Raw genomic sequence first — 26,740 nt, forward strand, 5'->3', positions numbered from 1 at the left:
ATATCCCTCCTTAACCCCTTAACATTACTCCATCTATATTTGTGACCTCTTTAATAATAATATCCTGCAAAGCGTTCACCGTTTCATCCTTCAATGTATCCTCAAAAGATTGAAACACTACTCGAAAGGACACGCTTCTCACTTCTTTTTTAAACATATCGAAAACCCCTACGTCAATTATTAATGGTGACACACCTTTAATTTTTTCAATTATATGGGAAACCGGCGTCTTATCGGCAATCAAAAAAGTAAAATCTCTTGTTACCTGTGGATATTTTGGGATCGACGTGTATTGCACATTAAGGCGACTCATTTTCCAGATTACATCGAATCTCAACTCAACACAATAGACTTTTTGTTCAATCTCGTAGAATTTTAAAACCTCATCCTTAATTTCACCAATCCAGCCTGCTTTTTCGTTATTAACAAAAACGTCACCAGATTTGTTGGGGTTTAAAAAGGGTTCCACACTTTTTTCGATGTGAATATCCAATCCAAAACAGTTCACCAATCCTTCGAGAACACCTTTTATATCAAAAAAATCGTATTCAGGGTATTTATCTCTCCAGAAATACTCCCTTTCCCGCCCGGTCATGGCAAAACATACAGCAGGATACTCAACAGGAAGACCTTCTGTGTTTAAATAGAAGACCTTCCCGGACTCAAAAAACCTCAGACTCTTTGCGCCTCTGTTTAGATTGTAAGCAATATTTTTCAATACCCCGGCAGCAATAAATGTCCTCATAACTTCATAGTCTTTTGAGATGGGGTTCATGATATTAACACATGAGACCCTTTCATCAGGAGATGTAATGAAAAAATTATCTATATCTTTTACACTAAAAAATGCAAAATTAATTAACTCATTGAAACCGGCCGATTTAAAATAGTCTTTAGCAATACCGGCTTGGTTTTCTTTTTTATCCCTCTTCAGGGTTTTTACAGCCGTTACAGGGGTAGTGGCAGGTATATGCTCATAGCCATGTATCCTCGCTATTTCTTCTATAATATCAATATATTCATTAATATCATACCTGAATGGAGGTATTGAAACCAGAAAACCACTCTCTTCCTCTTTCACCACATGGAGATCAACCGATCTCAGGGCACCCACAATATCACGTTGCTCTATAGCTGTTCCAAGGATTTCGTTTATCCTTCCAAAGCTCACAAAAATACGGTTCAATTCCTTTTTGTCATATACTTCCCTGTACCCCTTTACAACCTTGCCACCCGAGAGCTTATGCATCAAAAAAATTGCCCTTTCAGCAGCAAAATTAACACTATCAATGTCTATCCCTTTTTCAAACCTCAATGATGCTTCAGACCGGATACCTAATCCTCTTGCCGTTCGCCTTATGAAATAAGGATTGAAAAAAGCACTTTCTAAAGCAACATTTTTTGTACTCTCTGTAATCTCAGAGTTTTCACCACCCATGATACCTGCTATTGCAACAGGCCCATCCCCATCGCATACGAGCAAGTCGTTTGATGCAAGCATTCTCTCCTCGCCATCGAGAGTGCGGAATACGGTTGGAGCATCTGTTAATTTGACCTCAATCCTGTTCCCTCTGAGTCTATCATAGTCAAAGGCATGGAGTGGCTGTCCAAACTCCAGCATGACATAATTCGTAACATCTACAATAGAATTAATGGGCCTCATCCCGCATTTGCTGATCCTGCTTCTTATCCAGTAGGGAGATTTTTTAATTGTTATGCCCTGTATCATTTTTAAAACATAACGGGGGCATGCTTCAAGATCAGATACATCGATCGATATAAAATCAGCAATATTTCCGGTCTCTTCCGCTTCGAGGAGAAATGGCAGAATTCTTATTTTCTGGTCGAGTGTGCTTCCAACCTCCCTTGCTATTCCATATACGGAGAGGCAATCCCCTCTGTTGGGGGGCACATTTATGTCAAAAACAACATCCCCTACTCCCAGAATATGTTCAAGAGGTTCTCCTAACTTTGCATTATCTTCCAGAATGAATATCCCGCTATGGTCATCTGAAAGACCTAATTCCCTCTCAGAACAAAGCATGCCAAAAGATGTGACACCGCTCAACTCTTTCTTTTCGATAACCGCTCCGTCGGCCAGTCTTGCATCTATCATTGCAAAGGGGACTTTATCACCTTTTGAGATATTTTTTGCACCACATACAACTGGAAGGATATTGCTCCCATTATCAATGGTACATATGCTCAGATTGTCCGCTTTGGGGTGCCTGTCAATGGAAATTATCTCACCAGCAACAACATTTCTGAAGGACGGGGCATACTCCTCCAAAGACTCAACTTCAAGTCCCCGCATGGTAAGCCTTTTTGCCAGTTCCTGCGGTTCTATATCTATTACAACAAAATCTTTTAACCACTCAAAAGGGATCCTCAAAGTTAAACCTCAGAATTGAGAAAGAAATCGTATATCATTGTAATAAAATTGCCTTATATCGTCTATACCAAACTTAATCATAGCAACCCTCTCGACCCCCATACCAAAAGCAAAACCTGTTACCTCTTCCGGATCATACCCGACTATCCTGAATACCTGCGGGTGCACCATGCCGGAACCAAGTATCTCAAGCCATCCCGTGTCTTTACATACCCTGCAACCACTTCCGCCACAGATAACACAGCCTATATCAACCTCTGCAGATGGTTCTGTAAAAGGAAAATAACTCGGTCTGAATCTCAAGGGAGTATTGCTTCCAAACATTTCCTGGATAAAAATACTCAATATCCCCTTCAAATCGGAAAACCTCATGTGCCTGTCCACCATAAGTCCCTCGACCTGATGGAACATGGGTGTATGGGATACATCACTATCACACCTGTAAACCGCTCCGGGAGCAATTATCTTTACAGGGGGGAGTTGTGATTCCATGACCCTTATTTGAACAGGGGAAGTATGTGTTCTCAGCACAACACCCTTTTTGATGTAAAATGTATCCTGCATATCTCGTGCTGGATGATCATGCGGAATGTTAAGGGCTTCAAAATTATAGTAATCCGATTCTATGTCAGGACCTTCAGCAACAGAAAATCCAAGCGATGAAAATATCCTGATGATTTCTTCCAATGTTTGTGTAATAGGATGTTTTTTTCCTGTTACGGGAGTTTTACCCGGCATGGAAATATCAATCCAGATAGCCCGCTCCCTTCTATTTTTCTCTTCATCCTCATAAAACTGTTTAAATTCTCTTAGTTTTTCCTCAGTCCATTGTTTTAATAGATTAATCTCCCTGCCGAATATTTTCCTCTCTTCTTTGTCCAAGGTTTTTATTCGATCAATATATTCAGAAAAGATTCCCTTTCTTCCGAGAAGGAAGGTTCTTGCCTTTTCCAAATCATCAATATTTTCTACAGAAGAAATTTCTTGCTCAACCTTGCTTTTTAAGGCATTTATGTCCAAGCATCACCTATACATTACAACAGAATAGATTTGGAGAATTTTTTATTGGACCATCACTTCTTTTACTTTGACTATTACGTTCTCAAATCCGGCAGGATCATTGACAGCCATATCTGCAAGAGATTTACGGTTGAGGTTTATATTGGCAGCTTTCAACCCGTTTATAAATCTGCTGTAAGGTATTCCATAAACCCTGCAGGCAGCATTGATTCGTGCTATCCATAATGTCCTGAAATCTCTTTTTCTCTGTCTCCTATCCCTGTAGGAATACGCTAATGCCTTAAATACAGCCCGTTTTGCTACGCTATATGTTGTGCGCCTGCTTGCATACATACCTTTTGCAAGCTTTAGTATTTTTTTCCTTCTTCTTCTTGCTTTAACTCCTCTTTTTGCCCTTGGCATGTTCCTGCACCTCTTTCTTTATAAATAAGGTATTAAACTCTTTATCCTTTTCGCATCAGACGGATGGATTGTATCAGATTTTGACAATCTTCTCTTCATCTTTGGTGTTTTTGAAGAGAGAAGGTGACTGTGATACGCTTTTGACCTTTTTATCTTGCCGGTCGCGGTCACCTTAACCCGTTTTGCTAACCCTCTCTGTGTCTTTATTTTAGGCATATGAGCCTCCTTTACGGTGGAGCAAATACCATTACGATATTCCTGCCATCAAATTTTGGTTTCTGTTCCAGTTCACCAACGTCCTTAATAGATTCTATCATCTTTTGCGCAAGCTTATCTCCCATATCAACATGGAGTACTTCCCTGCCCTTAAACATTATGATAATCTTCACCTTGCATCCTTCTTCAAGAAAACCTCTAACATGTTTTATCTTGAACATAAGATCATGCTCTTCGATTTTCAGACCCAGCTTCATCTCTTTCAGTTGTATTACGGTCTGCTTTTTCTTAGCCTCTTGTGCCTTCTTTGCAAGCTGATATTTAAATTTACCATAATCCATAATCTTGCAAACAGGCGGGGTTGTTTTTGGAGAAACCTCAACAAGGTCCAAACCTCGTTCTCTCGCAAGCTTCAATGCGTCGAATGTGGGGACAATGCCAAACTGTTTCCCCTCATCGTCAATTAATCTGACCTCTCTTGCCTTTACTTTCTCGTTAATATTGATTGTATCCTTGACATCCTTTCCTATAAAACTCACCTCCTGAAAATATTGTCCTCTTTTATTCTATCAATAAAATCAATTAACTGGACATCTCTCAATTCCCCGCCATCCCTCATCCTTACAGTGATAAGGTTTGCATTCATTTCTTTCTTGCCCGCTATAACCATATAAGGAACCTTTTTCATTGCCCCTTCACGTATCTTCAGGCTCAGCTTTTCATTTCTTGTATCGAGTTCTGCCCTTATCCCTTCATCAATCATACGCTGATACATCGATTTTACATATACTTCCTGCTCATCAGTAATATTCATGATGATTACCTGCACAGGCGATAACCATACAGGAAATTTGCCGCCGTAATGTTCTATCAGAACACCAATGAATCTTTCAAGTGCACCGAGGATCACCCTGTGGAGCATTACAGGTCTTTTTCTCTTTCCATCGCTATCAACATAATGAAGGTCAAACCTTTCGGGGAGGGCAAAATCACATTGTATCGTTGCACACTGCCACTTTCTCCCGATGGCATCCTTCAGCTTAATATCTATTTTAGGGCCATAAAAGGCTCCATCACCTTCGTTTATATCAAAGGGTATCATCTCGCCGGTCAGAACCTCTTTGAGAATAATTTCAGCTTTATCCCAGTCTTCAAGGGTACCGATAAATTTTTCAGGTCTTGTGCTTATCTCCATTTCATATTCAAAATTAAAAATTTTCATTGTATCGCGCACAAAATTGATGATGTTTAATATCTCCTGATGCAATTGATCCTGTCTTAAAAATATATGTGCGTCGTCCTGGGTAAACTCCCTCACCCTCATAAGACCGTGGAGAACGCCTGATTTTTCATGCCGGGCTACAGTTCCAAGCTCAAAATACCTGAGGGGTAAGTCCCTGTAACTCCTGATGGCTGATTTGTATACCATGATATGGGCAAGACAATTCATAGGTTTTATGCCATAGTCAACATCGTCAATCTTTGTAAAATACATATTGTCCCTGTAATTGTCAAAATGTCCCGATTTCTTCCACATTTCGAGCTTCAGGATGTGAGGCCCTACGACAAATTGATAACCCCTCTTCAGATGTTCTTTCCGTTCAAAATCTTCAAGGAGGTACCGTAACAACGCACCTTTTGGATGATATATGACAAGGCCGGCGCCAACCTCGTCGGAGATGCTGAAAAGGTCAAGGTCTTTACCAAGCCTTCTGTGGTCACGTTTCTTTACCTCTTCAAGAAACTGTAAATATTCGCTCAGTGATTTTTCGTCTGAAAAGGCTGTCCCATAAATCCTTGTGAGCATTTTATTTTTCTCATCACCTCTCCAGTATGCACCTGCAAGGTTCAAAAGTTTAAAGGCCCTTATTTTACCTGTAGACGGAAGATGGGGACCTCTACACAAGTCCGTGAAATCACCCTGCTTATAAAGGCTTACCTCATCATCTTCTATTGCCTCGATAATATCCACTTTATATGTTTCACCGGAATTTTTAAACATTTCAAGGGCATCGTTCTTGCTCACAACTTTTCTTTCGATTGGAATATCCCTTTGAACAATTTCTTTCATCCGCTCTTCGATTTTCAACAGGTCTTCTTCCGTAAAACCAGGGGGGTAATCGAAATCATAGTAAAATCCGTTTTCTATCGATGGTCCTATAGCTACCCTGGTCTCAGGAAAAAGTTCTTTCACCGCCTGAGCCATAAGGTGAGACGTGCTATGTCTTAAAACATTCAGATCCATATTTTCATTCTTTCTGTTTTCATGTGCCACTCCACTCAATGCAAAACCTCAATAAGATTATTAAATTGAGAGATATTCTTAACATTTTAACTTTTCCTTGTCAATTCTTATAGTTAAACTTTTCCAAAACTTTTTATTAAAATATGTATTGGCATTTTCATCTCCCCGAAAATTTTTTATTAGCATAAAAAGGTGCTTTTATCCCCCTATGTCTATGATATTTAAAATGGTTGACAAACCCCTTGTAATTGAGATAAAAGATTGTGAAATTTTTTTCAAATGACATAGAAAAGGAGTGAATTATGAGAGATGTAGTTATTGTATCATGCGCAAGAACAGCTATAGGTCAGTTTGGTCAATCCCTTAAGGATGTACCTGCCGTACAGCTCGGCGGAATCGCAATCAAAGAAGCAATAAAAAGGGCAGGAATCAGGCCCTCAAAGAGCAAGGATAAAGATGTTGCGCCGGATATTTTTGGCGGGAAAACCGATACGGAACTCGAAGCAAAATACTACGACTACGACAGCAGCTTAAAAGAGGTTGTCATTGACGAAGTTGTCATGGGTAATGTTCTTCAGGCAGGACTCGGACAAAACTCAGGCCGTCAGGCAAGCATCAACGGTGGGGTACCAAAAGAAACTGCGGCATACACAATCAACAAGGTATGCGCTTCCGGATTAAGGGCAATCATCAACGGCGTACAGTCAATTCAGTGCGGTGATAACGATGTGGTGGTAGCAGGCGGTATGGAAAACATGAGCCTTGCACCCTTTGCACTTCCATCTTTGCGTTTTGGCGCAAGAATGTTCGACACAAAAGCCATTGACCTTATGGTTCTTGACGGCATCTGGGAAATCTTTTATGGATACCACATGGGTGTTACAGCAGAGAATATCGCTGCTAAATACGGCATCACCCGCCTCGAACAGGACGAGTTCGGAGCACTGAGCCACCAGCGTGCCATGGCAGCCATCAAAGCCGGACTCTTCAAGGATGAAATTATACCTGTCATCATTCCCAAGAAAAAAGGTGATCCCTTTGTCTTCGACACTGACGAAAGACCTATGGACACGACCGTTGAGAAGATGTCAAAGATCGCGCCGGCATTCAAGAAAGATGGAACAGTTACTGCCGGTAATGCCTCAGGCCTCAATGACGCAGCATCAGCAGTAGTCATTATGACAAGGGACAAAGCAAAAGAACTCGGCATAAAACCAATGGGAAGGCTTGTTTCATGGGCAAACGGCGGTCTTGATCCGGCATATATGGGTCTCGGTCCCATCCCGGCCGTAAGAAAGGCGCTGAAAAAGGCAAATTTAACACTCGACCAGATTGACCTTATCGAGCTTAACGAGGCATTCTCATCCCAGGCTATCGCTTGCATGAGAGAGTTGAAAGTCAATCCGGATAAATGCAATATGTTCGGCGGCGGCATCTCCCTCGGTCATCCAATCGGTTGCACTGGTTCAAGACTCGTCACAACGGCCCTATATCAGATGAGAAGACTTGGTCTGAAATATGGTCTTGTTTCCATGTGTATCGGCGGCGGTATGGGTCTGGCAGCAGTCATCGAATGTGAGGCATAAAATGGATTATAAAAACTTAATAATTGAAATAAAAGACAGAATTGCAATTGTTAAGGTAAACAGACCTAAGGCCCTAAATGCCCTTAATTCCGAAACCCTTGACGAGATAAGGGACGCAGCCGAGGCGCTTAATATTAATAAGGATGTCTGGGTTGTAATTGTCACCGGTGAAGGTGACAGGGCTTTTGTGGCAGGGGCAGATATCGTTGAAATGAAAGACATGACCGCCCTCGAGGGGATGCAATTTTCGCAGAGGGGACACGAAGCCCTTTCAGCCCTTGAGAATATGAGTAAACCGGTTATTGCTGCAGTAAATGGCTATGCCCTCGGTGGGGGGTTTGAAATTGCCATTGCCTGTGATTTCATCTATGCCTCCGACAAAGCCAGGTTGGGTTTTCCTGAAACCACACTGGGCATACATCCCGGTTTCGGTGGTACACAAAGGGCGGCAAAACTTGTGGGATTAGCAAAAGCAAAAGAGATGATTTTCACAGGGAAAACTATAACTGTACAGGAAGCATACGAAATGGGTTTTATCAACAAGATAATCCCCCATGCAGAGCTGATGAAGGAAGTCATAGCTCTTGCCGAGAGTATAAAGGCCAATGGTCCTTTCTCTGTAAGGCTTGCCAAGGAATGTATCAACAAGAGTCTTTACCTTGGCACGGACGAAGCGCTCATGGTAGAGGCAAAGGATTTTGGCCTATGTTTTGCCACAAAAGATCAGAAAGAAGGTATGACTGCATTTGTTGAAAAAAGGAAACCCACCTTTACAGGTGAATAATAAAAACTAAAAGGAGGATACTGTGAAGATAGTAACATGTATAAAACAGGTTCCTGATACAGAAGCAGAAATCAAATGGGATATCCCTAAGGGAACTCTAAAAAGAGACGGTATGGATCCGATAATAAACCCTTTCGACGAATTTGCTCTTGAGGAAGCGCTTCTTACAAGAGAAAATTTCGACGGAGACATTATTGCTATTTCCATGGGTCCGGAAAAGGCAAGTGATGTCCTGAGAAATGCCCTTGCACTCACCGTTAATGAAGTACACCGCCTGACAGATGATGCCTTCGCAGGTTCAGACACATATGCAACTGCGTACATCCTGGCTGCTGCAATTAAAAAGATCGGCGATGTGGATGTTGTATTCTGTGGAAAACAGTCTACTGACGGAAATACCGGTGTTGTCGGTGCAGAACTTGCTTCCATCCTTGGTTTCAGCCAACTTACTTATGTATCCAAGGTAAGGCAGATCGATGCAGCAAACAAAAAGATCGTTGTAGAAAGGTCAATAGAAGGCGGCATTGAAGTCATTGAAGCAAAACTCCCTGCCGTTGTTTCAGTTATAAAGGGTATCAATGAGCCGCGGCTTCCAAACTTGATGGGAATCAGAAAGGCAGCAAAAATTGAAATACCTGCCTGGAATGCCGATGATTTAGGTATTGATAAAGCCAAAGTCGGTCATGAAGGCGCCTCTACAAAAGTAGTTGAGATTGCCGTACCGCCCCCAAGGGGAGCTGGTGAAATATTAAAGGGTGAGCTTGAAGATATTGCAAATATCGTGACAGACAAACTTATCGATTTGAAAGTTATAAAATAACCTGGAGGAGGGAGAATAAATGGCTAACGATGTATGGGTATATATAGAACATAAAGACGGTAATGCATCACCAATGTCATTTGAGTTGTTAGGCATCGGCAAAGAACTCGCTGACAATCTCGGCTCCAGTGTGTGTGCATTTGTTGTCGGAGAAAATGTTGAAAATATTGCAAAAGAAGCATTCTCTTATGGAGCCTCAAAGGTATATTCTGTTGAGGATGGTGTATTTAAAGGTTTTCGGGCAGAAGCTTACGCAAAGGCTGCAAGCTTCTTACTCGATAAATATAAACCAGAGGTTGCACTTTTCAGGGCAACGAGTCAGGGAACCGATGTATCAGCAGCAAGTGCGGCAAGCCTCGGATTCGGACTCTGCACTGACAGTATTGGCATTAAGATAGATGGCGGCCAGATAAAACTTACAAGGGCGGCCTTCGGTGGAAACTACACTGTCACAGTGGTAAACGAAAAGGCAAAACCACAGATCACAACGGTAAGGCCAAAGGCATTTGCAATGCCTGAAAAGGATGCTTCAAAACAAGGAGAAACCGTTAAAGAATCATTCTCAATTGCAGAGAGCGACCTAAACACCAAAGTGCTTGAGTTCATTAAGTCAGAAGTGGCAGTAAATCTTGTTGAGGCTGACATAATCGTATCTGGTGGAAGAGGCGTCGGTGGCGATGATGGTTTTAAAATGATGAAAGAACTGGCAGACATACTGGGCGCTGCAGTCGGTGCCTCCCGTGCAGCAGTAGACTCCGGATGGATTTCCTACGAACACCAGGTAGGCCAGACCGGTAAAACAGTAAAACCAAAAATCTATATCGCATGCGGCATTTCAGGGGCTATTCAGCATCTCGCCGGCATGAGAACATCCGACTGCATTGTGGCAATTAACAAAGATCCTGATGCACCGATATTTAAGAATGCATCGTATGGCATTGTTGGCGATTACAAGCAGGTAGTCCCAAAAATAATCGAGAAATTCAAAACAAAACTGAACAAGTAGCTCGCTCACATTAAAACAACAAATAAAAAAAGGGGAGCAAGACGCTCCCCTTTTTTTATTCAATGATTTTTTTCTTATGTGGCTTCCAATTTCCTTAGCTCTTCTTTCGCCATCACAGACAAGTCTTCGGTAGGTTTGGAGTCAAGACATTTGTTATAATACTCAATCGCCCTGTCTTTTTCCCCTTTTTTCATATAAATAGTGCCTGCGAGAAAGTTTGCCCTGGCATAATTCTGGTTCATCTCAAGTGATTTGAATACACTGTTCAATGCCTTGTCATGGTCTGTCATGCCCTCATAGATCTCTGCCATAACACAATGGAAATCAGGATATGTCACGTTATGAGCAAGGATATATTCACCTTCTTTAATCGCATCTTCGTATTTTTTCAATAACTTCAAGGTATGAAACAAATTAAGACGGGCCTTCAAAAATTGCGGATTTAATTCAACCGCCATTCTGAAAGAGGCCTCAGCTTCATCAAAACGTTTTATTTTTAGATATAACGCTCCGAGGCTATTGTGCAAATCAGGATAATCAGCATTTTCTGCAACATGGTCTCTTACATGTGGTATCAGCATCTCACAGAGCGATCGGTCCTCTTCCGCGATACCCATAATAACAGAGATCATTTCAGATATATCGGGGCTGATTTCCAAACATTTGTTAAATTCGGGCATTGCCCTGGTAATCTGTTTATCCTTGAAAAACACCTTATTGTAAATTTCCCTGAATTTTTCGCCGGAATAAGAAGATGTTGCAAGCGCATTTTTTATTGCATTTGTTATCATTATTATATCCTCGTCACCAGGGTCAATCCTGCTCACATCTTCAAGTTCTTTAATCCCCTCATCGAACTTTTCGAAATGACAGTAAAGAACGCCCAACTTCACTTTTGCATCCTTATAAGAAGGATGAATCTCCAATGCATGTTTAAAGCTCTCAATGGCCTCTTCAAACTCGTTTTTAACAACATGTACCACGCCCAGAAAATAATGAATATCTGCATATTTCGGATATTTTTCAACGAGCGGGACAAGGTTTTCCAGGGCCTTATCAAGATTACCAAGATATATCTGCGCGATGGCAATTTTTACTCTGGCCTGTAAATAATCAGCATTAATCTTTAGCGCACCTTCAAAGGCTGCAATAGCTTCATTGATCTTTCCCTGCCCTAAATATGAAAGTCCCAGATTATAATGAATATCCGCATATTTTGGATTTGTCTGCAGAATATTTTTATAAAGACTAACCGCTTTGTCCCACATTTTGTAGTTATGGAGCGCTATACCAAGTTTTAATCTGGTGGGCAGATTAGATGGATCGGTATCCAGTACAGCATTAAAGTTTTCAATTGCACCATCAAATTCACCAAGATTATTCTTACATACACCGATAAAATAATTCAGTTCATGGTAGCTTGGATTATACTCCAGCGCCATATTGAATTCCTGGAGTGCTTCAGAATAATTCCCCATCGCAAATAGAATTATCCCGATATTTCGATGGGATTGACTGATATAAACTCGTGACAGATTATAGTGAAGACTTTTTGTAGAGGTTTTTCTTTTTAATATCTCCTCAAATCTTTCAATTGCCTCCCTATAATTATGCTGATTAAAAAGCCTCATTGCTTCGTCATATATTTCATCTTTCCCTAAGGTAAAAATACGCTTTAAAAAACCCATTATAGTGCCCCTCTTCTTGAAATTACGGCCTTAATCGTCATAAAAAGAATTTTAATATCCAGCAATAGAGACCAGTTATCTATATATTGCATATCGAGCTTCATCCACTCATCAAACTTAATCTCATTTCGTCCGGTGACCTGCCAGAGGCATGTAACTCCAGGCGTAACAGATAGCCTCTTTCTCTGCCATGGGTGGTACAGGAGCACCTCTTTTAAAATTGGAGGTCTTGGCCCTACAAGGCTCATGTTACCCATTAAAACATTAAACAACTGCGGGAGTTCATCCAGGCTTGTTCTCCTGAGAAATTTGCCGATACGCGTAAGCCTTGGATCATCCTTAATTTTAAAAACAGGACCATCCATCTCATTAAGATGCGTCAAATGAACCTGCATTTTATCAGCTCCCGTAACCATGGAACGAAATTTATACATGGGGAAAAGCCTGCCGTTTTTGCCAACTCTTTCCTGTATAAAAAATACCGGGCCAGATGAATCCCTTTTAATAAGAAACGAAACAATAATCCATAAAGGCGCACAGAGAATAATAAGGATGCCAGACAAAACGATATCAATAAGGCGTTTGATGAAAAGCATTTCATTACTATGCCGGACAGGCTTAAAAATAATAAACGAGGAATCTTCAGCATATTCCACTGAAATTTTACTCATCTTTTGAAGCAGTATTGAGATATCCATGATAAAATCAATCCCGACCGTCCTGCACCTGAGTGAGACATTCTGGAGTTGTGTAACCCTGTCAGATGCCTGCGCCAGAAAAACAAAATCGATAACATTTTTTTCAAGCACAAACATTAAATCATCCACCATACCCAGGACATTATAATTAAAAACATTTTTTCCAATCTCATTGGTGTCATATGTCAGCAAACCCACAACCCTTATACCCCACCCGGGGTGACTATCGAACAGATTTGCTATTTGTACAGCTTGCGTATTTGTTCCAATTATGAGGATATACCTTACGAAACTGCCCCTGTTTTGTAAAAATCTGATGAGGGATAATATAACAATTCTGTTTATTGAAAGCAAAATCCAGAGAAACACAACAAAAGTGGTTATGAACCAAAAATTTACCCCGAACAACGGGTTAATAAACAATAAAACAAAAAAGATTGCCACAGCAACTAAGCAAGGGAAAACGGTCTGGAGAATAAAATCAACGGTCTTATTTCTTTGAAGATACTCCTTCCTATAAATAAATTGGAAAAAGAAAATAAATACGCCCACCAAAAAGGGAATAACATTTAATGTATTGTGCCAATAGAGAAATGGTGATACTGGAATTTTCAAACCTGTCAGGCCAGGGTCGAACGCAATAATGATTCTTAGATAAAAATAAACGCTTAAACCATAAGAAAGAAATGTAGATATGATGTCTAAGAAAAAAATTATTGGTGCGTAGTATCGTTCTCTTTCCCTTATCATTTAATTACCCATAGCATTTGTATAAAATAATCGTATAAATTGTCAAGATTTCTCATCTATCGTTAAATAAAAAAACTATCGAGAGATTTCATCAAAATAATCTTTATACTGGGCCACCACGGATTCCCATGTAAAATGTGTATCTGCCCTGTCTTTTGCCAAATGACCTTTTTGCTCAACTATCTCAGAAGCCCCGGCAAGTTTCTTTAATATTCTTGAAAGATTCCCATCTGTTGAATCAAAAACAAAACCACAATCTTCAATAACAGACGTATTGAAGGGGACATCAATAACAAGTGGCGCTGTTTTAAGCCCCATTGCCCTGAGCAGCGAAGGGTTTGTCCCACCAACCTCATGTCCATGGATATAAAGATATGCCTCGGCATATAATGTATTTAGCTTTGCCTGGTCATCTATACGACCTGCAAACAATACTTTTTCATTGGCAATGCTCTGAAGTGTCTCCATATATTTCTTATCGTAAGGCGCATCCCCAACCACTACAAGCGGCATATCTATCTTTGCTGAAACATACTCTCTTACTATCAGGTCGGTATTGTTCTCCTGCTCTAATCTTGCCACCACAAGTAAATAAAATTTTCTTTTAATTCCAAGCTCCTGCAAAACTGTATCATCAAAACCAGAAGAGTTTTCTGCACCATAAGCAATACAAACCGAGTCCCTGTTGTAATTCTGTATGTAATATTCCCTCATTACGGGGTTATCGGTAACGATTGTCTTGATATATTTTGCAGAGAGCGCCTCTACCCATTTGTAGTATCGTCTTGATAATTTCCCCCATTTACGCCGCTTCCAACCTAATCCATCGGTATGGATTACAACCTTCTGACCTGATAATTTCAGAAATATCCCGATCGGGGCATTTGCGGGGTCAACTATAAATATAATATCAAACCTCTTTGTTATTGCATGAAGGGCAGAAAGGAACGTATGAAGAAGACTCTCTAACCCCTTTATACGCCAGCATGAGATATAAGTACATTTAACATTTGAATAACATTCCTGTCTATCCTGATAATAATTACTTCTGCAACATACAGTAACATCTATACCATACTGATTTACAAGCCTTACGGAAAGCTCTTCAACCAGGGTATCAAAACCACCGTATCGTGCAGGAATCCCCCTTGCTCCAAGAATAGCAATCTTCATTCTTCAATCCTAATTAAATGTATAAACCATTTTTTGTAGTATAAGGGCATTAAATATATTTTAATTGGGACTATAAACAAAAAGTCTACCCCTTTCATCGTCTTGGTAATAACTTATATCTGGCAAAAGCTTTAAACCGGTTCCAAAATATTTATTAAAAATAATTCTAAAAGTATTTGCAGATGTCATTGAATCGTAGAAAATACTTTCTCTCTCATCTGGCAGATAGGCAGCATTTAAAATACTTGTTCGCATCTTCATCTGCTTCTCTTTATCTTTGATTAAAAAGTTAGGTCCATGGTCACCTTGAATTATTATGATTGGTCTTTTTTTTGAAGTTGATAAAATATTATCAATTATTTTTTCCACCCGCGTATTTGTATATATAAGCTGGTTTATATAGAGCTTTTGCACATTTGACTGAAAAAAGGGTGGCGTGTTTCCATTTTTATCAAACATTGCTGGAAAATGGGGAATCAGAATGTGCCCATAGACAAAAACAGGTTTTTCAACATTTATGGGCTTTTCTAATGAATCTAAGGTTGAAAGCACGTAGTCTTTTAGCAATAGTCCAGCAATATAGTTTCTTAAAAATGGGGTGCCTAAAACGGTCATGAATAATAAGCTACTGCTAAATTCGATACTGTAATATCTGCTGTTAAAATTAGATAAATCTACATACTGATAACCCAATGATTTTAAATAAGTTATCACCTGACTGTTTTTTATTCTTTTAAAAAAGATTGTGCCTTTTTTGAATTTAAAAACATCACTCTGTATTTTTTCCATAGGCAAATAATCCATATTAAGTGTCGCAGCCATTGACAAATGAGTAAAGTTGTAATTGCTTCGGTTTTTCGTAGTAATTAAGAAGCCCTTTTTCTCCAAATAGGTGATAAAATCTTCATTATCAAAACCCGTTACATCTTTTATATCCTCCTTGTTAGCATATGAATCAAGTATGATATAGTAAATATTTGGTAAATTATAATTATTGGGGAGACTTTTAAAATCTGAAATGTTTTTTTGGGGATTTTCTGACAAATCACCCCATGCAATGTACAAAACATTTATAAAATTTACACAAATAGAGAACAAGATAATCAAACCTGCTAAATTAAGAACACTGGAAACCTTTTTAAAATTTATATGTGCTTTAATGAGAAAAAACAATATAGCGGCAAACAACAAAAGATATAGAATTATTAAATATCTAAAACGTAGTAAGATAAAATCGATTCTCTCAAAAAATTCACATAATGGACCAAATGAAAAAACCAGCAAAATTGTAACAGAAAAAAAGACGGCTGTTTTATACTTGTTATGAAAGATTCTGTTAAAAAAAATAAGAAAAATGATGGTTATGCCTGTCAGGACAATCAACGGTTTTATAATAACCGTTGAAGGATACTCATGAAAATTAAGGCTATATAAATGAAATAATGGTAACAGCGCAAAGATGAAAGGATGTAAGATGATGTTTTTTTTCATTCTGGAGTATCTTATGCTCTATAAAGTATACGATTCAGCTGTTTAACATCTTTCGTTTTGTTTTGAAATGATCACAGCGAAAACATGGAATCCTTAGCATCTCTTCATTGTATGGGATATCCTGCCCTTTAGCAAAGAGAGATCGAGAGAACCTATAATATTTATTATTCCAAATTTCATCAAGGTTTTGTTCAAAAATATTACCGTAAGGAATCTCCCTTCTCACGCAGCAAGGGTAGACATTACCGTCAGTCGATATCAACATTGCAAAATAAAGCCAAAAGCATACGTCATTGCTTGGAGTCTGATATTGGTTATATACCGTGTTATGAAAATCAAGTCTATACGTTATCTGGTCTACCTTGCATTCTTCCAGGAATTGCTTAATCAAAGGAAGTTCGTCTTTTACATGTTCAAAAAGTACGACCTGGACATCCACAAAAGGCCATTTAGGCTTATTTTCTCGTTTATATTGCATAACATTTCTTATTCCCTTTTTAACCGTTTCAACATCACCGCCTACTCTATATTTTATATAATTTTCCTGAGTAAAGCCATCCAGGCAAGGTTCCAAAACTGCCAAACCGCTCTTAAACAAAGTTTCAACATCTTCCCGTTTAAATAGAGTAAAATTTGTGCTGATGAGTGTACTTATTCTGTTTTCACTGGCATATTTGCACATTTCAAAAATGCCTTTATTTAACAAAGGTTCGCCATTGTTATACAATGAGATTCTTAATGCAAATTTATTTATTTTATCGACAGTTCTCTTAAATTCGGCTACCTCCATTTTAGGCTTCTCAGGTGCTGGAAGATTAGGAGTAGGACATCTCGTGCAGCGTAGATTGCAAACTGTGCATGGATCGATTCTAAAAACAAACGGTCTTGAAACGCAGCTCGTTCTGTTTAACAGTTTCTCTGTAAAAGCAGCTAAAATGTTAATAATTTTTTTTAAAGTTAAGAATGGGATTAAACTTCGATAATGTCTTTTAATGAATAAATTTAAGTTGTTATATTTTGATAATAACATGGTTTTCCAATATATTTGCAGACAGCATAACCCTCAAACATTTAAATATCAATGATATTCATATACCCGAAACAACCCGTCATATTGATTGTTTTCCTTTCCGCCACAATATTTAAACTCAAAAAGATTGCCATACTCGGGAATGGTTGTCGCAGGAGTTCCAAAAACAGTGTAAGGGTTTGACGAATCTCCTGAAGAAAAAAAATAAACACCCTCAAGAGATTCAACCACATCTATCGCTCACTGCACTGCGAGACAGTCCTGCTTCCATAATCCAGGGATGCAGAGGGGGGAAATCGTTTTTTTAAATATTCCAGCAGAAACTGAGTGAAGCGCACTTGCATCTCGGGACTCACGTGGGTCAGATCCATGTAGTCTTCGGCATTCTGCCGGGGCATCTCTTCCGCACAGACAACTTCCACATGGGGATAACGATCCGGCAGGGATGATAGAAAAGTAAGCATATCTTTTCGTAAAGATGGTTCCATATGCCGGGCAAGGGCAGGATTGACCTGGCCGCATAACAAAAAAACCTTTTGTTGACGACGACCGCACTCCTCCAGGAATAGTAATAGGGCACGCTTCTGAAAAGCTGAAGCATGCCCATCTTTGTAGCCCTTTGCCACTCTTGTAGCCCGGTCCTCCAAATCTTGTTCAAGTTCAGCATTAAATTTATTCTGTTGCAAATTCACGATGAAATCGCCCAATATCCGGCGGGCAAAGACGTCCCGGTACCTAAAAAGCGGCAGCATATAACCGGCGGCGCCGACAACAAGATCCTGAAGATTTATTGCTTTAAATCCATCAAGGGCTGCCAAATCAAATAATAAGGCAGGTGTAAAAAAGATTGAACTGGTAGTGCTGTAATCACCTTCGTAAAAATAAGTTTCGCTTAAATAACAAACAATCGTACCGTAACCTGAATATTTCGATATGTACCGGAAAGTTAGAAGCAGGTCAAAGGCTTTACTCCCGAAAAAGGTTAATTCCGTGCTCCAGACGGAAGGAGACAATTCCCTGTTGATCAAATCTTCATTGATTTGGGCATTGGTCTGACTGGAGCCCATAAGTATGATTTTGCTGGGTGATTTGTTCTCCCTGAGGAGACAATTTTTAAATTGAAATTGCGAAATATTCTGCCAACCGCCTGTCCACATTAATCCCCAAAAAAGAGCCGTCTGTGCCGCAACCACCAGCCAAAGATTAACGGCCGCGAATAGACCCGCGGCATAAATGATCCATTGCGATTCATGCCGCCAGCCAAAACGTCGCCATAACACTTTGAGGGCAATTAAAAACATCGGTATGCAAAGGAAAGTAAACATGAGAATGATGGCTTCTTTAAAACGATAGTAAATAAATATTTTTGAATCCATTATTTTTCCCTTGAGGGCCTTCATAATCATGTTTCCGGCATAAAGATTAACGAATGTTGCTATCTGCTCACCTAAAAAGAAGAAAGCTATCCATGCCACTGTTAAAAAGGCCGCAGCGGTTAAGATTATGAGCCTCCATATTCTTTTTTTATTGATATTCAAGGTTGATTTTAGTATCGTCAAAATTGAAAATAAATAAATTGAGCGCCCTCAAAGATACCGAAGGCGGCTATGAGTACAAGCGCAGACACAAAAGCACAGATTTGCATCTGAAAAGACCAGGTCGAAAAATGGTTCATTTCTTCGTTTTTTGATTGCAGAAACAACGATAAGCATCCTAACAACATGACCGGCTGAAGGATAGAAAAAAATCCTTTCACATCAGGGAAATTAAAAAGAACTATCACAAAAGATTTTATGAAAGTATGGAAATCTACATGAGCCGGCAGTGAGCCGGCTCTAAACAAAAGCCAGCCTATACAGATAACGTGAAAAAATATAAAACATTTGCAGATGTACTTCATTCTCAGCATTGCATCTGCCGCCGGTGTATTAATCCGGGAAATATCGCTTATTATAGGTTCATTGCTTTTTGTATGCCGCAGGGTCATCCAAAATCGATGCAGACAGAGAAGCAGCCCGTGATATATTCCCCACATAATATAAGCCGCACCGGCACCATGCCATAACCCACCCAAGATCATAGTTGACATTAAATTTAGATAGGTCCTTAAACTTCCCAGACGATTACCCCCCAACACAACATAGAGATAATCTCGGAACCATGTGGAGAGACTGATATGCCAATTTCGCCAGAAAGCTGATGGGTTGGTGATCAGGTATGGCGCTTTGAAGTTCATCGCCAAGTCGAACCCCATTACCTTGCCTAAACCGCGGGCAATATCCGTGTAGCCAGAAAAATCGCCGTATATCTGAAAGGCAAAAGCGTAGAGGACAAGCCATGCGCGTGAATCAACCATAAGTGAAAATGAATTGGGGTCCGCCATGAATCCCCAATTAACAAGTCCCGCCATACGATCAGCAATCACCATTTTTTTTACATAACCAAGAATAATCAGCCATAGACCATCAAGAATACCTTTATTGCTGATGATACGTGGTTTCACAATCTGGGGCAGCATCGCTTTTGCCCGGATAATAGGACCGGCAACAAGCTGAGGGAAAAAGGCGACAAACAATAAGTAATCCGAGAGATTCCTCGTCGCCCGCATTTCGCCCCGGTAAACGTCTATCGTGTAACTCATGGACTGAAAAGTATAAAACGAAATCCCGACCGGCAATATGATGTGCATGATTGGGAATGTCGGCTGCAAACCAAAGAATATAAGAATTTTCTCCAATCCTTGAGCAAAGAAATTGAAATACTTGAAAAAGGCCAGCAAACCCAGGTTCACCACCATACTGGCAACAAGAAGCATTCTCTTTCGATTGCGTCTGGTCTCATTTTCAATCCATAAGCCGCACCCATAATCGAATATGCTGGAAAACCAAAGCAAGGAGAGAAATCTCCAGTCCCACCAGCCGTAAAAGACATAACTCGCGAAAATAAGAAACAGGTTTTGCTTGTCGTGATTCAGGCGATAGTAAACGGAGAAAACAACCGTTACGAAAATCAGGAAAACAAGTGAGTTAAAAACCATATAGTACCATGTAACACTTACAAAATCGGATAAAGACGTTTCAATATGATCCGAGCGTCCGGTGTCGTGAATTGCCAGACAATTTTCTTCGCGCTGTTATTTCGGTCTCTTTCCCGTGCAGTCACTTCAGTCTGCATGGTTGCCATGTCGGGAAACCGGCGATCAAAGCGCTGTCCTTTCAGAACGCTGAGTTCGCTCTCCGCCATATTCAACCAGCTACCGCGTTTTGATGTGTAATGGATATCAAGTCGCTGGCTTCCTTGGGTTCGAATGTTTCGTATAGAGTGAGGAATATTAGGGTGTTCAGTGACCGCTACATGTCGTTTGCCGGCCAAAGGTATAATTTAGCGATACGTCAATGATCTCTACGTTTTCAACCGGAAGATCACTGGGGGGAAAAAGGATAGATACACAGGCAGCAGCCCTCCAACCAATAATATGATCCTCAGCGCCTGAAATAGAATCCTGGCCGTGTTTTTACGTCTAAGCAGGCAATTGTATCGACTGATGCATCGATAAAGCTATATCCCAGTTCCGCCAAATACTTTAAACATTTCTCTTGATCATCTATTGAAAGAATGGCGTGCTCAAAGTGAATAATGGGCGGCTTCATCAGGTGAAAGGGGAATGCCTTGAGGATTTGAAAGTCATAGCCCGTTGCATCAACAACGAGTAGGTCGATCTTATTAATGTGATGTTTTGCAAGCAATGTTTCGGGCATCAATGCAGACAAAGAAGACTCATGGACTAATGATTCAATATCGTGGGGAAGCGTGGTCCCTTTCTCTGCCTGCTGAGTCGCGACGAGAATGGACAAAAGTACTTCACGCTTCAAACTGCCCGCCTGATAAAAATTGTAGGGCAGTCCCGGCAAATCCTCCGGAACGCTATAAAACGTTGCCGTTCCGTCGTATGTGGTGATCAATGAGTTTTCAAATATAAGCTGATCTTCGCCAGAGTAGTTCTTGACTAAACGTTTGAACATTATCGGTTGAGGCTCTACGAGCAAACCGCGTAAGTGATATTTTTTGACGAGATGAACGATCGGATCATCCGTAAAACCGTCATTGGCGCCAATCTGGAGAAAAAAGAAGTCTGGATGCCCATTCAAATAGTCCCGCAGGATAAAGTCCAGCACATCTGTAACGGGGAATTTCATAGGAGTGTGAATCTTTGATATTCTGTAGCCGAAGGTGTTGAATAATTTCTGTAAGATTCTTCTGACCATCCCGAGCCGCCTCCTTGCTTATTATATAATTGACTGACAGGAATTTACTTTTTTCCGCATACGATACGAATAACACAAGGAAAATAAACTATCAATACAAATGCACCGATTTTATGGTTAAAAACCCGAGGCCTAACGGGTGCCTTTTGGGACCTGCAATGTTCAAACCTGATGTATAAATACGCAATATATAAAGTTTCTAATAGCAGCCTTATTTTATTCTACACAATATTATTAAACTTTTAGGAGATTATACTTCTCTTCTTTCCTATTGCTATATAGCCGAGTTTTATAATTGATTCTCGTCCAAACTCATATTTCGCAAATGGATATAAAATTTGAGCCGTCGGAAACAATATAAACTGATAAAGAAATATGCGTAATTTAAATGGAAGAAAATGAAATTTTATATGAACAAATCTCATAACTCTTTCTGCAAAGAGAGAGTGCAATAATCCAATCATTCCTACAGTTGGAATAATTTTCAAAATCTGAATATTGTATTTCTCAAATAAAAATGATAAACCAAATTTTGTAAAACGATAATAATCGTTAGGCTCATAATGTAAGTTCCAAAAAAAAGGTGCCGAAATTATTAATTTCCCATTAACTTTCAAAACACGAACTATTTCATAAACAAAACAATCAATCTCCTTAACATGTTCTAACGTATCTGTGCAAATAACTGTATCAAATGATTCATCCTTAAAAGGAATAGTAGTTCCATCGAAAATTAAATCATATTTTTTATTGCTAATTTCTAATCTGGCATCGCCACTAAATTCCTCAATTTCTATTCCAATATAATTATTAAAAAAAAGACATGACTCGTATGGTTTACCACCACAGCCAACATCAAGTATGTTTCCTAAGTTTATCTCTTTAAATTCTCTACGAAAACAATTTCTAAGTAATTTATGAATAATATAAAAAGGTGAATATAATAATAAATCCAAATCAAAGTTCATAATTAATGCTTCTGCACCTCTTCGTTACAGCTCTGGCGGGGAGGGTGAGGTGTGTTATATGGTCTTCGAGAATATTGCATTCTACATTCACCCACGGGCAAGGTACGGCCTGATTTTTCTGTTTCATGGATTCAAATAATTCTGCCTTTGCTTCACGCATAACGCTTCACAGTCTTACCCGCTTTACGGGTTTTCTCAAACCTGTGGCGGCTTTTTCTTCTCCGGTGCAGGTTCCGGGGCAATTGGTATCCGCAGTTCCACTAAAGCACAGAAAACCCTCAGCTCATCAAGAAGCGTCACAAGGTCAGGTTTTGTGTATTTTGCGGCGCCCTTCTCAATAAATGACTCTATGGATCGTAAGCTGGCAACCTGCTTTGTCATGGATGGGAGCTTTATGACGCCTGGGTCCGGTTTGACCTTTTTGTATACTGTAAGCATGTTTTCAAGGGTTGCATTGGTTACGGGTTTCTTCATGGTGGCCTCAAAGATCTGCGCACGGTCAGGACAATCCAGGTTGGCAGCAAAGAGATAACCTTGAGAAACAGGGAGATTTCCTGATTGGATTTCGGCTTGAATCTCAGGAGGAAGTTTCAGCAGCGATAGCCCGTTGAATAGCGTCTTTGTTGACTTTCCAGAGATTTGAAGAGCAGTCGCAACAGTTGCGACTAATTCGTCTGACACAAGTTCGGGTTTTCTATCGTATTTTATTAAGTCGCTCATAACCCCATCCACATCATACCCCTGTTCAGGATGCCTCGCCTGAACAAATGCGAGTATGCCCCTTGCCTGATCAATGGGGTTTAAGTCTTCCCTTTGGAGGTTCTCTGTCAACTGGTAAGCCAGAACCTCATCCTTCTGTGTAACCGCATTCATAACACGTACGGGTATGGTTTCAAGTTTAAGTTCCACGGCAGCCCTGAAACGTCTCTCCCCGCAGAGGAGGAGGTACTTATCACCCTTCGGTATCACGATAATGGGTTCTAAGACGCCCCGTTCTTTAATGGACTCCATAAGGGCCTTAAAGGACTCACTCTCCGTATCGATCCCTGAGCGAATCTGTTCTTCCACAATAATGCTTTCCAGAGGCAGGTACAAAAATTCCGAACTTGCAACCTTTTTCTGTGCAGTCATTCTTTATCCTCCTTGCTCACCGCAAATTCCAAACTGTTTATGATTTACTCAAAAGAATTAATATAGTAAAACTTGCCGCTTTCATCTGTTGAATAATAACTCTTGTCAGGCAGTAATTTATAATCAGTTTTGAAGTATTTGTTAAAAATTACCCTAAAAGAATTCACGGGCGATATTGAATCATACAGTTCTTTTTCACCATTATCAGGAAGGTAATACGCATTTAGAATACTCATCGCAAGTTTTACATTTTTCTTATGGTCCTCGGTCATTTCACGCATTCCGTGATCACCCTGCACTATTATAATAGGCTTTGTTTTCGACTTCATTAAAATACCATCTATGACTTTCATAATCCGCTTATTCACATATAAAATCTGATCAAGATACCCCTCCTTAACATTTATAAAGAATGATGTTTTTTTGCCGTCTTTACCAAACATAAACGGGCCGTGGGGTATCATTATATGCGCATAAATAAAAGTTGGTTTTTTGGTTTCCTGCAACATTTCTAAAGAACTTATGCTATCCAGCACATATCCTCTTGTAATCAATGCATTTAAATAATGTCCAAGATAGGGTAGCGATAAAACCGTTTTACGCATCAGTCCTTCACTAAAAGCTATTTCACTGTACTTACCATTCCAGACAGATAAATCAATATAATCATAACCTATGGATTTGAGAAATGTGCCAACTTCGTTTTGATTTATGGCTTTCAAAAACATTGCACCTTTCTTTAACAAAAAGATATCCGGATCGCTTTTTTTCGTCTCCATAGGAAGATATTCCATATTTAATGTTGATGTGATACTGAATTTTGTAAAATCATAATTACTATGGCTGTTTGATGCTATAAAGAATCCTTTTTTTTGTAAGTAATTAATAAATTGAGTGTTATCAAATCCAAGGGTTTCCTTTAGGTCTCGGGCGCCAGCATATGCATCTAAAATGATGTAATAAATATCCGGAAAATTATTTTTTTGAAGTATGTGTTGATTTTTGATAGTTATTTCGCGTTTTTGTACTAAATCGGTTTTTTCCTGACTATACAGGACAATAAAATTAATAATTACCGATAAGGTCACAACAATACTCACAATATTAAGAAATTTTGTAAGCTTCCGGAAATCGATGTGGATTTTAAATATCAATAAAATGATAATGGCAATCGCAATAAAGTATAAAACAAGAAAATATTTATGCTGAAAAAGCATTAAACCAGTTATTTTAAGATAAGCACGTATGGAGCTGTAAGAAAAAAACCACAAACAGAAAGCCGATAAAACAGCACCTGATTTGTGGTAATCTTTAATGATTCTATTAAAAAGAAAAAGCAGGATTCCGGTCAGGGGTATTATAATTGCCAGCGGCTTTACGAGAACATACGGCGGATATTCGTAATAATTTAGACTATACAGATGCAGAACAGGGAATATCGCAAAAACAAACGGGTGTATTAAAATATCTTTTTTTATTCTAATTTTCAATACGCTCCATGAAATACAGAACCCTTTCCGATTCTTCAATTTTCACAGTATCCCGCAGGACGAAGTGTCTCATAAAAGCACTTTCGAATGCCTGCTGTGTATAGCATGGGAAAATATCATCCCTAACTGATAATAATCTCTTTACTTGTGAATCACTTTTTGGAACAAACTCAATAATGAGAAAACGGCATATTTTATGAAAAAAAACTGCTACGTCATTCAAGGGAACATTATTGGCAATCGCCAAATGATGAACAAGTGCAAGAGCCACAACGGTATCAGCCTTGACACGTTCAAAAAAGGGAAGTCTCTCTCGATTTTGCCAACCAATACCTGAACTTGGATTTGTCAAATCTATTAATAACGGGAGTATTTTTGTCTCATTATTCCTAATACACTCAAGGTAATTCTTTTCAACACAAGCTGGGTCAACGTCAAGCGAAATAACCTGTTTTGCCTTTTCTGCGATCAATCGACTGAAATGACCATCGTTTGAACCTAAATCTAAAACAACACCTGGATCAAATTTATCGAATATTTCACTGACCACCCTCTCTTTGTGCTTAATGGCAATATCAGAATAATTAGTAAATTCATAATAATCTGCCCATTCAGTTCCTTTGGGAATCCAATTTATTTTATTTATCAAAGATTCTAAATTGCCGATTAAACCCAATAAAGAAGAACGGCTCATTTTATACTTATTTTTTTGTATGGCTTTATTCTGAAACTTCTTTTGACTGCGGGCATGCAGGTGTATGTGCAAAAGCAAACCGAACATAAATCGAGTTCTTTGTGGAAGAATTGAGTGAGCCAAATCCAGGGGAATACCGTCAATGTGTACACGCAGCAATTGGTTCAATCTTACATCTTTGAAACTCATGAGGGACAACGGCCCCAAAAAATGCTGACAAAACTGCCTATATGCGACCCAGGGCTTTCCTTCTTCATATTTTTCAAACGATAACGTATCGATAAAAATTGGTTTACCATTTTTAAATTGAACATTATAAGCACTGCAATCTTTTAAAGACATACTATAATTGAGCGCTATTTTTTGAATATTTAATGTTAGGATAGCAGCATGTTTTAATTGACTAAAACTCCATTCATACGGGTATGAAATAAATTCTACTATTTCCGGTTTAATTATTTTATATGTATCAGTTAGTTGAATTTCTTCCAATATAATTTCATTATGTCGAATTAAAAAGTTGTTTTTACAAAGAAAATCATAAAGTCCTGAATTCATTAATTGATCATAATTTTCTTTATAAATATAATTAATTTTTCGGTATAAAATATTATTATAATAAAAAAGAGCTCCGCTTGGGTCCCTGAAAGAAGAGGGAATGTTTTCAATAATACTCATATTTTAGCTGATTAGTCTTTTTTCTTCATTGTAAACCAATTACGAAGCCTTGCCCAATAGTGTTTGAGCGCATATAATCCGGCAAGAGCAAACCCAATAATTATCTGTAAAAGATAACTGCCAGTCCCGGGATCAACATAGGCAAAGGCAGAAGAAAAAATACAAAAGAAAATTAAAGTAGCATAAATAACAATTAAGCCCATAAAAACTCCT

General features: G+C 39.2%; 24 protein-coding genes. 4 read left to right on the forward strand and 20 right to left on the reverse strand.

Annotated features, from left to right (window positions below; genetic code table 11):
* Positions 1–10: 10 nt before the first annotated feature.
* The 6 genes from pheT to thrS are packed head-to-tail and all read right to left on the reverse strand — an operon-like array spanning position 11 to position 6,275.
* Positions 11–2,392: a phenylalanine--tRNA ligase subunit beta gene (pheT, locus tag NTX75_04590; GenBank protein MCX5815506.1), complete on the reverse strand. Its 2,382-nt coding sequence runs from the start codon at positions 2,390–2,392 to the stop codon at positions 11–13.
* Between the two features lie 9 nt (positions 2,393–2,401).
* A complete protein-coding gene (gene pheS, locus NTX75_04595) occupies positions 2,402–3,412 on the reverse strand; it encodes a phenylalanine--tRNA ligase subunit alpha (protein MCX5815507.1) in 1,011 nt (336 codons plus the stop codon).
* A 42-nt stretch (positions 3,413–3,454) separates the two neighbouring features.
* Positions 3,455–3,814 (reverse strand): 50S ribosomal protein L20, encoded by a 360-nt coding sequence (gene rplT, locus NTX75_04600; protein MCX5815508.1) that lies wholly within the window; start codon positions 3,812–3,814, stop codon positions 3,455–3,457.
* Positions 3,815–3,832: 18 nt separating this feature from the next.
* Positions 3,833–4,030, reverse strand: coding sequence for a 50S ribosomal protein L35 (rpmI, locus tag NTX75_04605; GenBank protein ID MCX5815509.1), 198 nt, complete (start codon positions 4,028–4,030; stop codon positions 3,833–3,835).
* An 11-nt stretch (positions 4,031–4,041) separates the two neighbouring features.
* Positions 4,042–4,560 carry a translation initiation factor IF-3 gene (gene infC / locus NTX75_04610; protein ID MCX5815510.1) on the reverse strand — a complete coding sequence of 173 codons (519 nt, stop codon included), beginning with the start codon at positions 4,558–4,560 and terminating at the stop codon, positions 4,042–4,044.
* Positions 4,561–4,565: 5 nt separating this feature from the next.
* Complete coding sequence (gene thrS / locus NTX75_04615) at positions 4,566–6,275, reverse strand: threonine--tRNA ligase (protein MCX5815511.1); 1,710 nt, start codon at positions 6,273–6,275, stop codon at positions 4,566–4,568.
* A 302-nt stretch (positions 6,276–6,577) separates the two neighbouring features.
* On the opposite strand from thrS, the gene NTX75_04620 reads away from it, so the two are divergent.
* Genes NTX75_04620 through NTX75_04635 form a run of 4 tightly spaced genes read left to right on the forward strand, consistent with a single transcriptional unit; the run spans position 6,578 to position 10,471 of the window.
* Positions 6,578–7,861, forward strand: coding sequence for an acetyl-CoA C-acetyltransferase (locus tag NTX75_04620; protein ID MCX5815512.1), 1,284 nt, complete (start codon positions 6,578–6,580; stop codon positions 7,859–7,861).
* A 1-nt stretch (position 7,862) separates the two neighbouring features.
* Complete coding sequence (locus tag NTX75_04625) at positions 7,863–8,645, forward strand: enoyl-CoA hydratase-related protein (GenBank protein ID MCX5815513.1); 783 nt, start codon at positions 7,863–7,865, stop codon at positions 8,643–8,645.
* 22 nt (positions 8,646–8,667) lie between these two features.
* Entirely contained in the window at positions 8,668–9,465 is a 798-nt protein-coding gene (locus NTX75_04630; protein MCX5815514.1) for an electron transfer flavoprotein subunit beta/FixA family protein, read from the forward strand.
* A 19-nt stretch (positions 9,466–9,484) separates the two neighbouring features.
* The gene (locus NTX75_04635) at positions 9,485–10,471 is read left to right on the forward strand and encodes an electron transfer flavoprotein subunit alpha/FixB family protein (GenBank protein ID MCX5815515.1); all 987 of its coding nucleotides are present in this window, start codon (positions 9,485–9,487) and stop codon (positions 10,469–10,471) included.
* Between the two features lie 74 nt (positions 10,472–10,545).
* Here the strand turns inward: NTX75_04635 and NTX75_04640 are convergent, their stop codons facing one another.
* From NTX75_04640 to NTX75_04705, 14 genes are all read right to left on the reverse strand, one after another.
* Positions 10,546–12,159 (reverse strand): tetratricopeptide repeat protein, encoded by a 1,614-nt coding sequence (locus tag NTX75_04640; protein MCX5815516.1) that lies wholly within the window; start codon positions 12,157–12,159, stop codon positions 10,546–10,548.
* Complete coding sequence (locus NTX75_04645) at positions 12,159–13,607, reverse strand: sugar transferase (GenBank protein MCX5815517.1); 1,449 nt, start codon at positions 13,605–13,607, stop codon at positions 12,159–12,161. The genes NTX75_04640 and NTX75_04645 overlap by 1 nt, the downstream gene beginning before the upstream one ends.
* A gap of 75 nt (positions 13,608–13,682) precedes the next feature.
* Entirely contained in the window at positions 13,683–14,780 is a 1,098-nt protein-coding gene (locus tag NTX75_04650; GenBank protein MCX5815518.1) for a DUF1972 domain-containing protein, read from the reverse strand.
* A gap of 60 nt (positions 14,781–14,840) precedes the next feature.
* Positions 14,841–16,271, reverse strand: coding sequence for a hypothetical protein (locus NTX75_04655; protein ID MCX5815519.1), 1,431 nt, complete (start codon positions 16,269–16,271; stop codon positions 14,841–14,843).
* Between the two features lie 34 nt (positions 16,272–16,305).
* Entirely contained in the window at positions 16,306–17,301 is a 996-nt protein-coding gene (locus NTX75_04660) for an SPASM domain-containing protein (protein ID MCX5815520.1), read from the reverse strand.
* A gap of 233 nt (positions 17,302–17,534) precedes the next feature.
* The gene (locus NTX75_04665; GenBank protein ID MCX5815521.1) at positions 17,535–18,839 is read right to left on the reverse strand and encodes a hypothetical protein; all 1,305 of its coding nucleotides are present in this window, start codon (positions 18,837–18,839) and stop codon (positions 17,535–17,537) included.
* 17 nt (positions 18,840–18,856) lie between these two features.
* Positions 18,857–20,116 carry an MBOAT family protein gene (locus tag NTX75_04670; protein ID MCX5815522.1) on the reverse strand — a complete coding sequence of 420 codons (1,260 nt, stop codon included), beginning with the start codon at positions 20,114–20,116 and terminating at the stop codon, positions 18,857–18,859.
* Between the two features lie 239 nt (positions 20,117–20,355).
* Positions 20,356–20,544: a hypothetical protein gene (locus tag NTX75_04675; GenBank protein MCX5815523.1), complete on the reverse strand. Its 189-nt coding sequence runs from the start codon at positions 20,542–20,544 to the stop codon at positions 20,356–20,358.
* 239 nt (positions 20,545–20,783) lie between these two features.
* Positions 20,784–21,566: an FkbM family methyltransferase gene (locus tag NTX75_04680; GenBank protein MCX5815524.1), complete on the reverse strand. Its 783-nt coding sequence runs from the start codon at positions 21,564–21,566 to the stop codon at positions 20,784–20,786.
* 242 nt (positions 21,567–21,808) lie between these two features.
* Positions 21,809–22,534, reverse strand: coding sequence for a class I SAM-dependent methyltransferase (locus NTX75_04685; GenBank protein MCX5815525.1), 726 nt, complete (start codon positions 22,532–22,534; stop codon positions 21,809–21,811).
* A gap of 195 nt (positions 22,535–22,729) precedes the next feature.
* A complete protein-coding gene (locus tag NTX75_04690; GenBank protein ID MCX5815526.1) occupies positions 22,730–23,665 on the reverse strand; it encodes a ParB/RepB/Spo0J family partition protein in 936 nt (311 codons plus the stop codon).
* Positions 23,666–23,709: 44 nt separating this feature from the next.
* Positions 23,710–25,155, reverse strand: coding sequence for a hypothetical protein (locus tag NTX75_04695; protein ID MCX5815527.1), 1,446 nt, complete (start codon positions 25,153–25,155; stop codon positions 23,710–23,712).
* Entirely contained in the window at positions 25,145–26,527 is a 1,383-nt protein-coding gene (locus tag NTX75_04700) for a class I SAM-dependent methyltransferase (protein MCX5815528.1), read from the reverse strand. The genes NTX75_04695 and NTX75_04700 overlap by 11 nt, the downstream gene beginning before the upstream one ends.
* Positions 26,528–26,538: 11 nt before the next feature.
* A complete protein-coding gene (locus NTX75_04705) occupies positions 26,539–26,730 on the reverse strand; it encodes a hypothetical protein (protein ID MCX5815529.1) in 192 nt (63 codons plus the stop codon).
* Between the last annotated feature and the right edge of the window lie 10 nt (positions 26,731–26,740).

It is taken from the genome of Pseudomonadota bacterium, from assembly GCA_026388315.1.
GTDB lineage: Bacteria > Desulfobacterota > Syntrophorhabdia > Syntrophorhabdales > Syntrophorhabdaceae > MWEV01.

Excerpts from the sequence above, each read along its gene's own strand:
- NTX75_04660 (MCX5815520.1), bottom strand. The coding sequence starts at position 17,301 with ATGTTATTATCAAAATATAACAACTTAAATTTATTCATTAAAAGACAT.
- NTX75_04635 (MCX5815515.1), top strand. The coding sequence starts at position 9,485 with ATGGCTAACGATGTATGGGTATATATAGAACATAAAGACGGTAATGCA.
- NTX75_04645 (MCX5815517.1), bottom strand. The coding sequence starts at position 13,607 with ATGATAAGGGAAAGAGAACGATACTACGCACCAATAATTTTTTTCTTA.
- NTX75_04620 (MCX5815512.1), top strand. The coding sequence starts at position 6,578 with ATGAGAGATGTAGTTATTGTATCATGCGCAAGAACAGCTATAGGTCAG.
- rplT (MCX5815508.1), bottom strand. The coding sequence starts at position 3,814 with ATGCCAAGGGCAAAAAGAGGAGTTAAAGCAAGAAGAAGAAGGAAAAAA.
- NTX75_04670 (MCX5815522.1), bottom strand. The coding sequence starts at position 20,116 with ATGCTTCTTGTTGCCAGTATGGTGGTGAACCTGGGTTTGCTGGCCTTT.
- NTX75_04680 (MCX5815524.1), bottom strand. The coding sequence starts at position 21,566 with ATGGTCAGAAGAATCTTACAGAAATTATTCAACACCTTCGGCTACAGA.
- NTX75_04675 (MCX5815523.1), bottom strand. The coding sequence starts at position 20,544 with ATGGCGGAGAGCGAACTCAGCGTTCTGAAAGGACAGCGCTTTGATCGC.
- NTX75_04625 (MCX5815513.1), top strand. The coding sequence starts at position 7,863 with ATGGATTATAAAAACTTAATAATTGAAATAAAAGACAGAATTGCAATT.
- rpmI (MCX5815509.1), bottom strand. The coding sequence starts at position 4,030 with ATGCCTAAAATAAAGACACAGAGAGGGTTAGCAAAACGGGTTAAGGTG.
- thrS (MCX5815511.1), bottom strand. The coding sequence starts at position 6,275 with ATGGATCTGAATGTTTTAAGACATAGCACGTCTCACCTTATGGCTCAG.
- NTX75_04700 (MCX5815528.1), bottom strand. The coding sequence starts at position 26,527 with ATGAGTATTATTGAAAACATTCCCTCTTCTTTCAGGGACCCAAGCGGA.
- NTX75_04655 (MCX5815519.1), bottom strand. The coding sequence starts at position 16,271 with ATGAAAAAAAACATCATCTTACATCCTTTCATCTTTGCGCTGTTACCA.
- NTX75_04650 (MCX5815518.1), bottom strand. The coding sequence starts at position 14,780 with ATGAAGATTGCTATTCTTGGAGCAAGGGGGATTCCTGCACGATACGGT.
- NTX75_04705 (MCX5815529.1), bottom strand. The coding sequence starts at position 26,730 with ATGGGCTTAATTGTTATTTATGCTACTTTAATTTTCTTTTGTATTTTT.
- NTX75_04685 (MCX5815525.1), bottom strand. The coding sequence starts at position 22,534 with ATGAACTTTGATTTGGATTTATTATTATATTCACCTTTTTATATTATT.
- NTX75_04690 (MCX5815526.1), bottom strand. The coding sequence starts at position 23,665 with ATGACTGCACAGAAAAAGGTTGCAAGTTCGGAATTTTTGTACCTGCCT.
- NTX75_04640 (MCX5815516.1), bottom strand. The coding sequence starts at position 12,159 with ATGGGTTTTTTAAAGCGTATTTTTACCTTAGGGAAAGATGAAATATAT.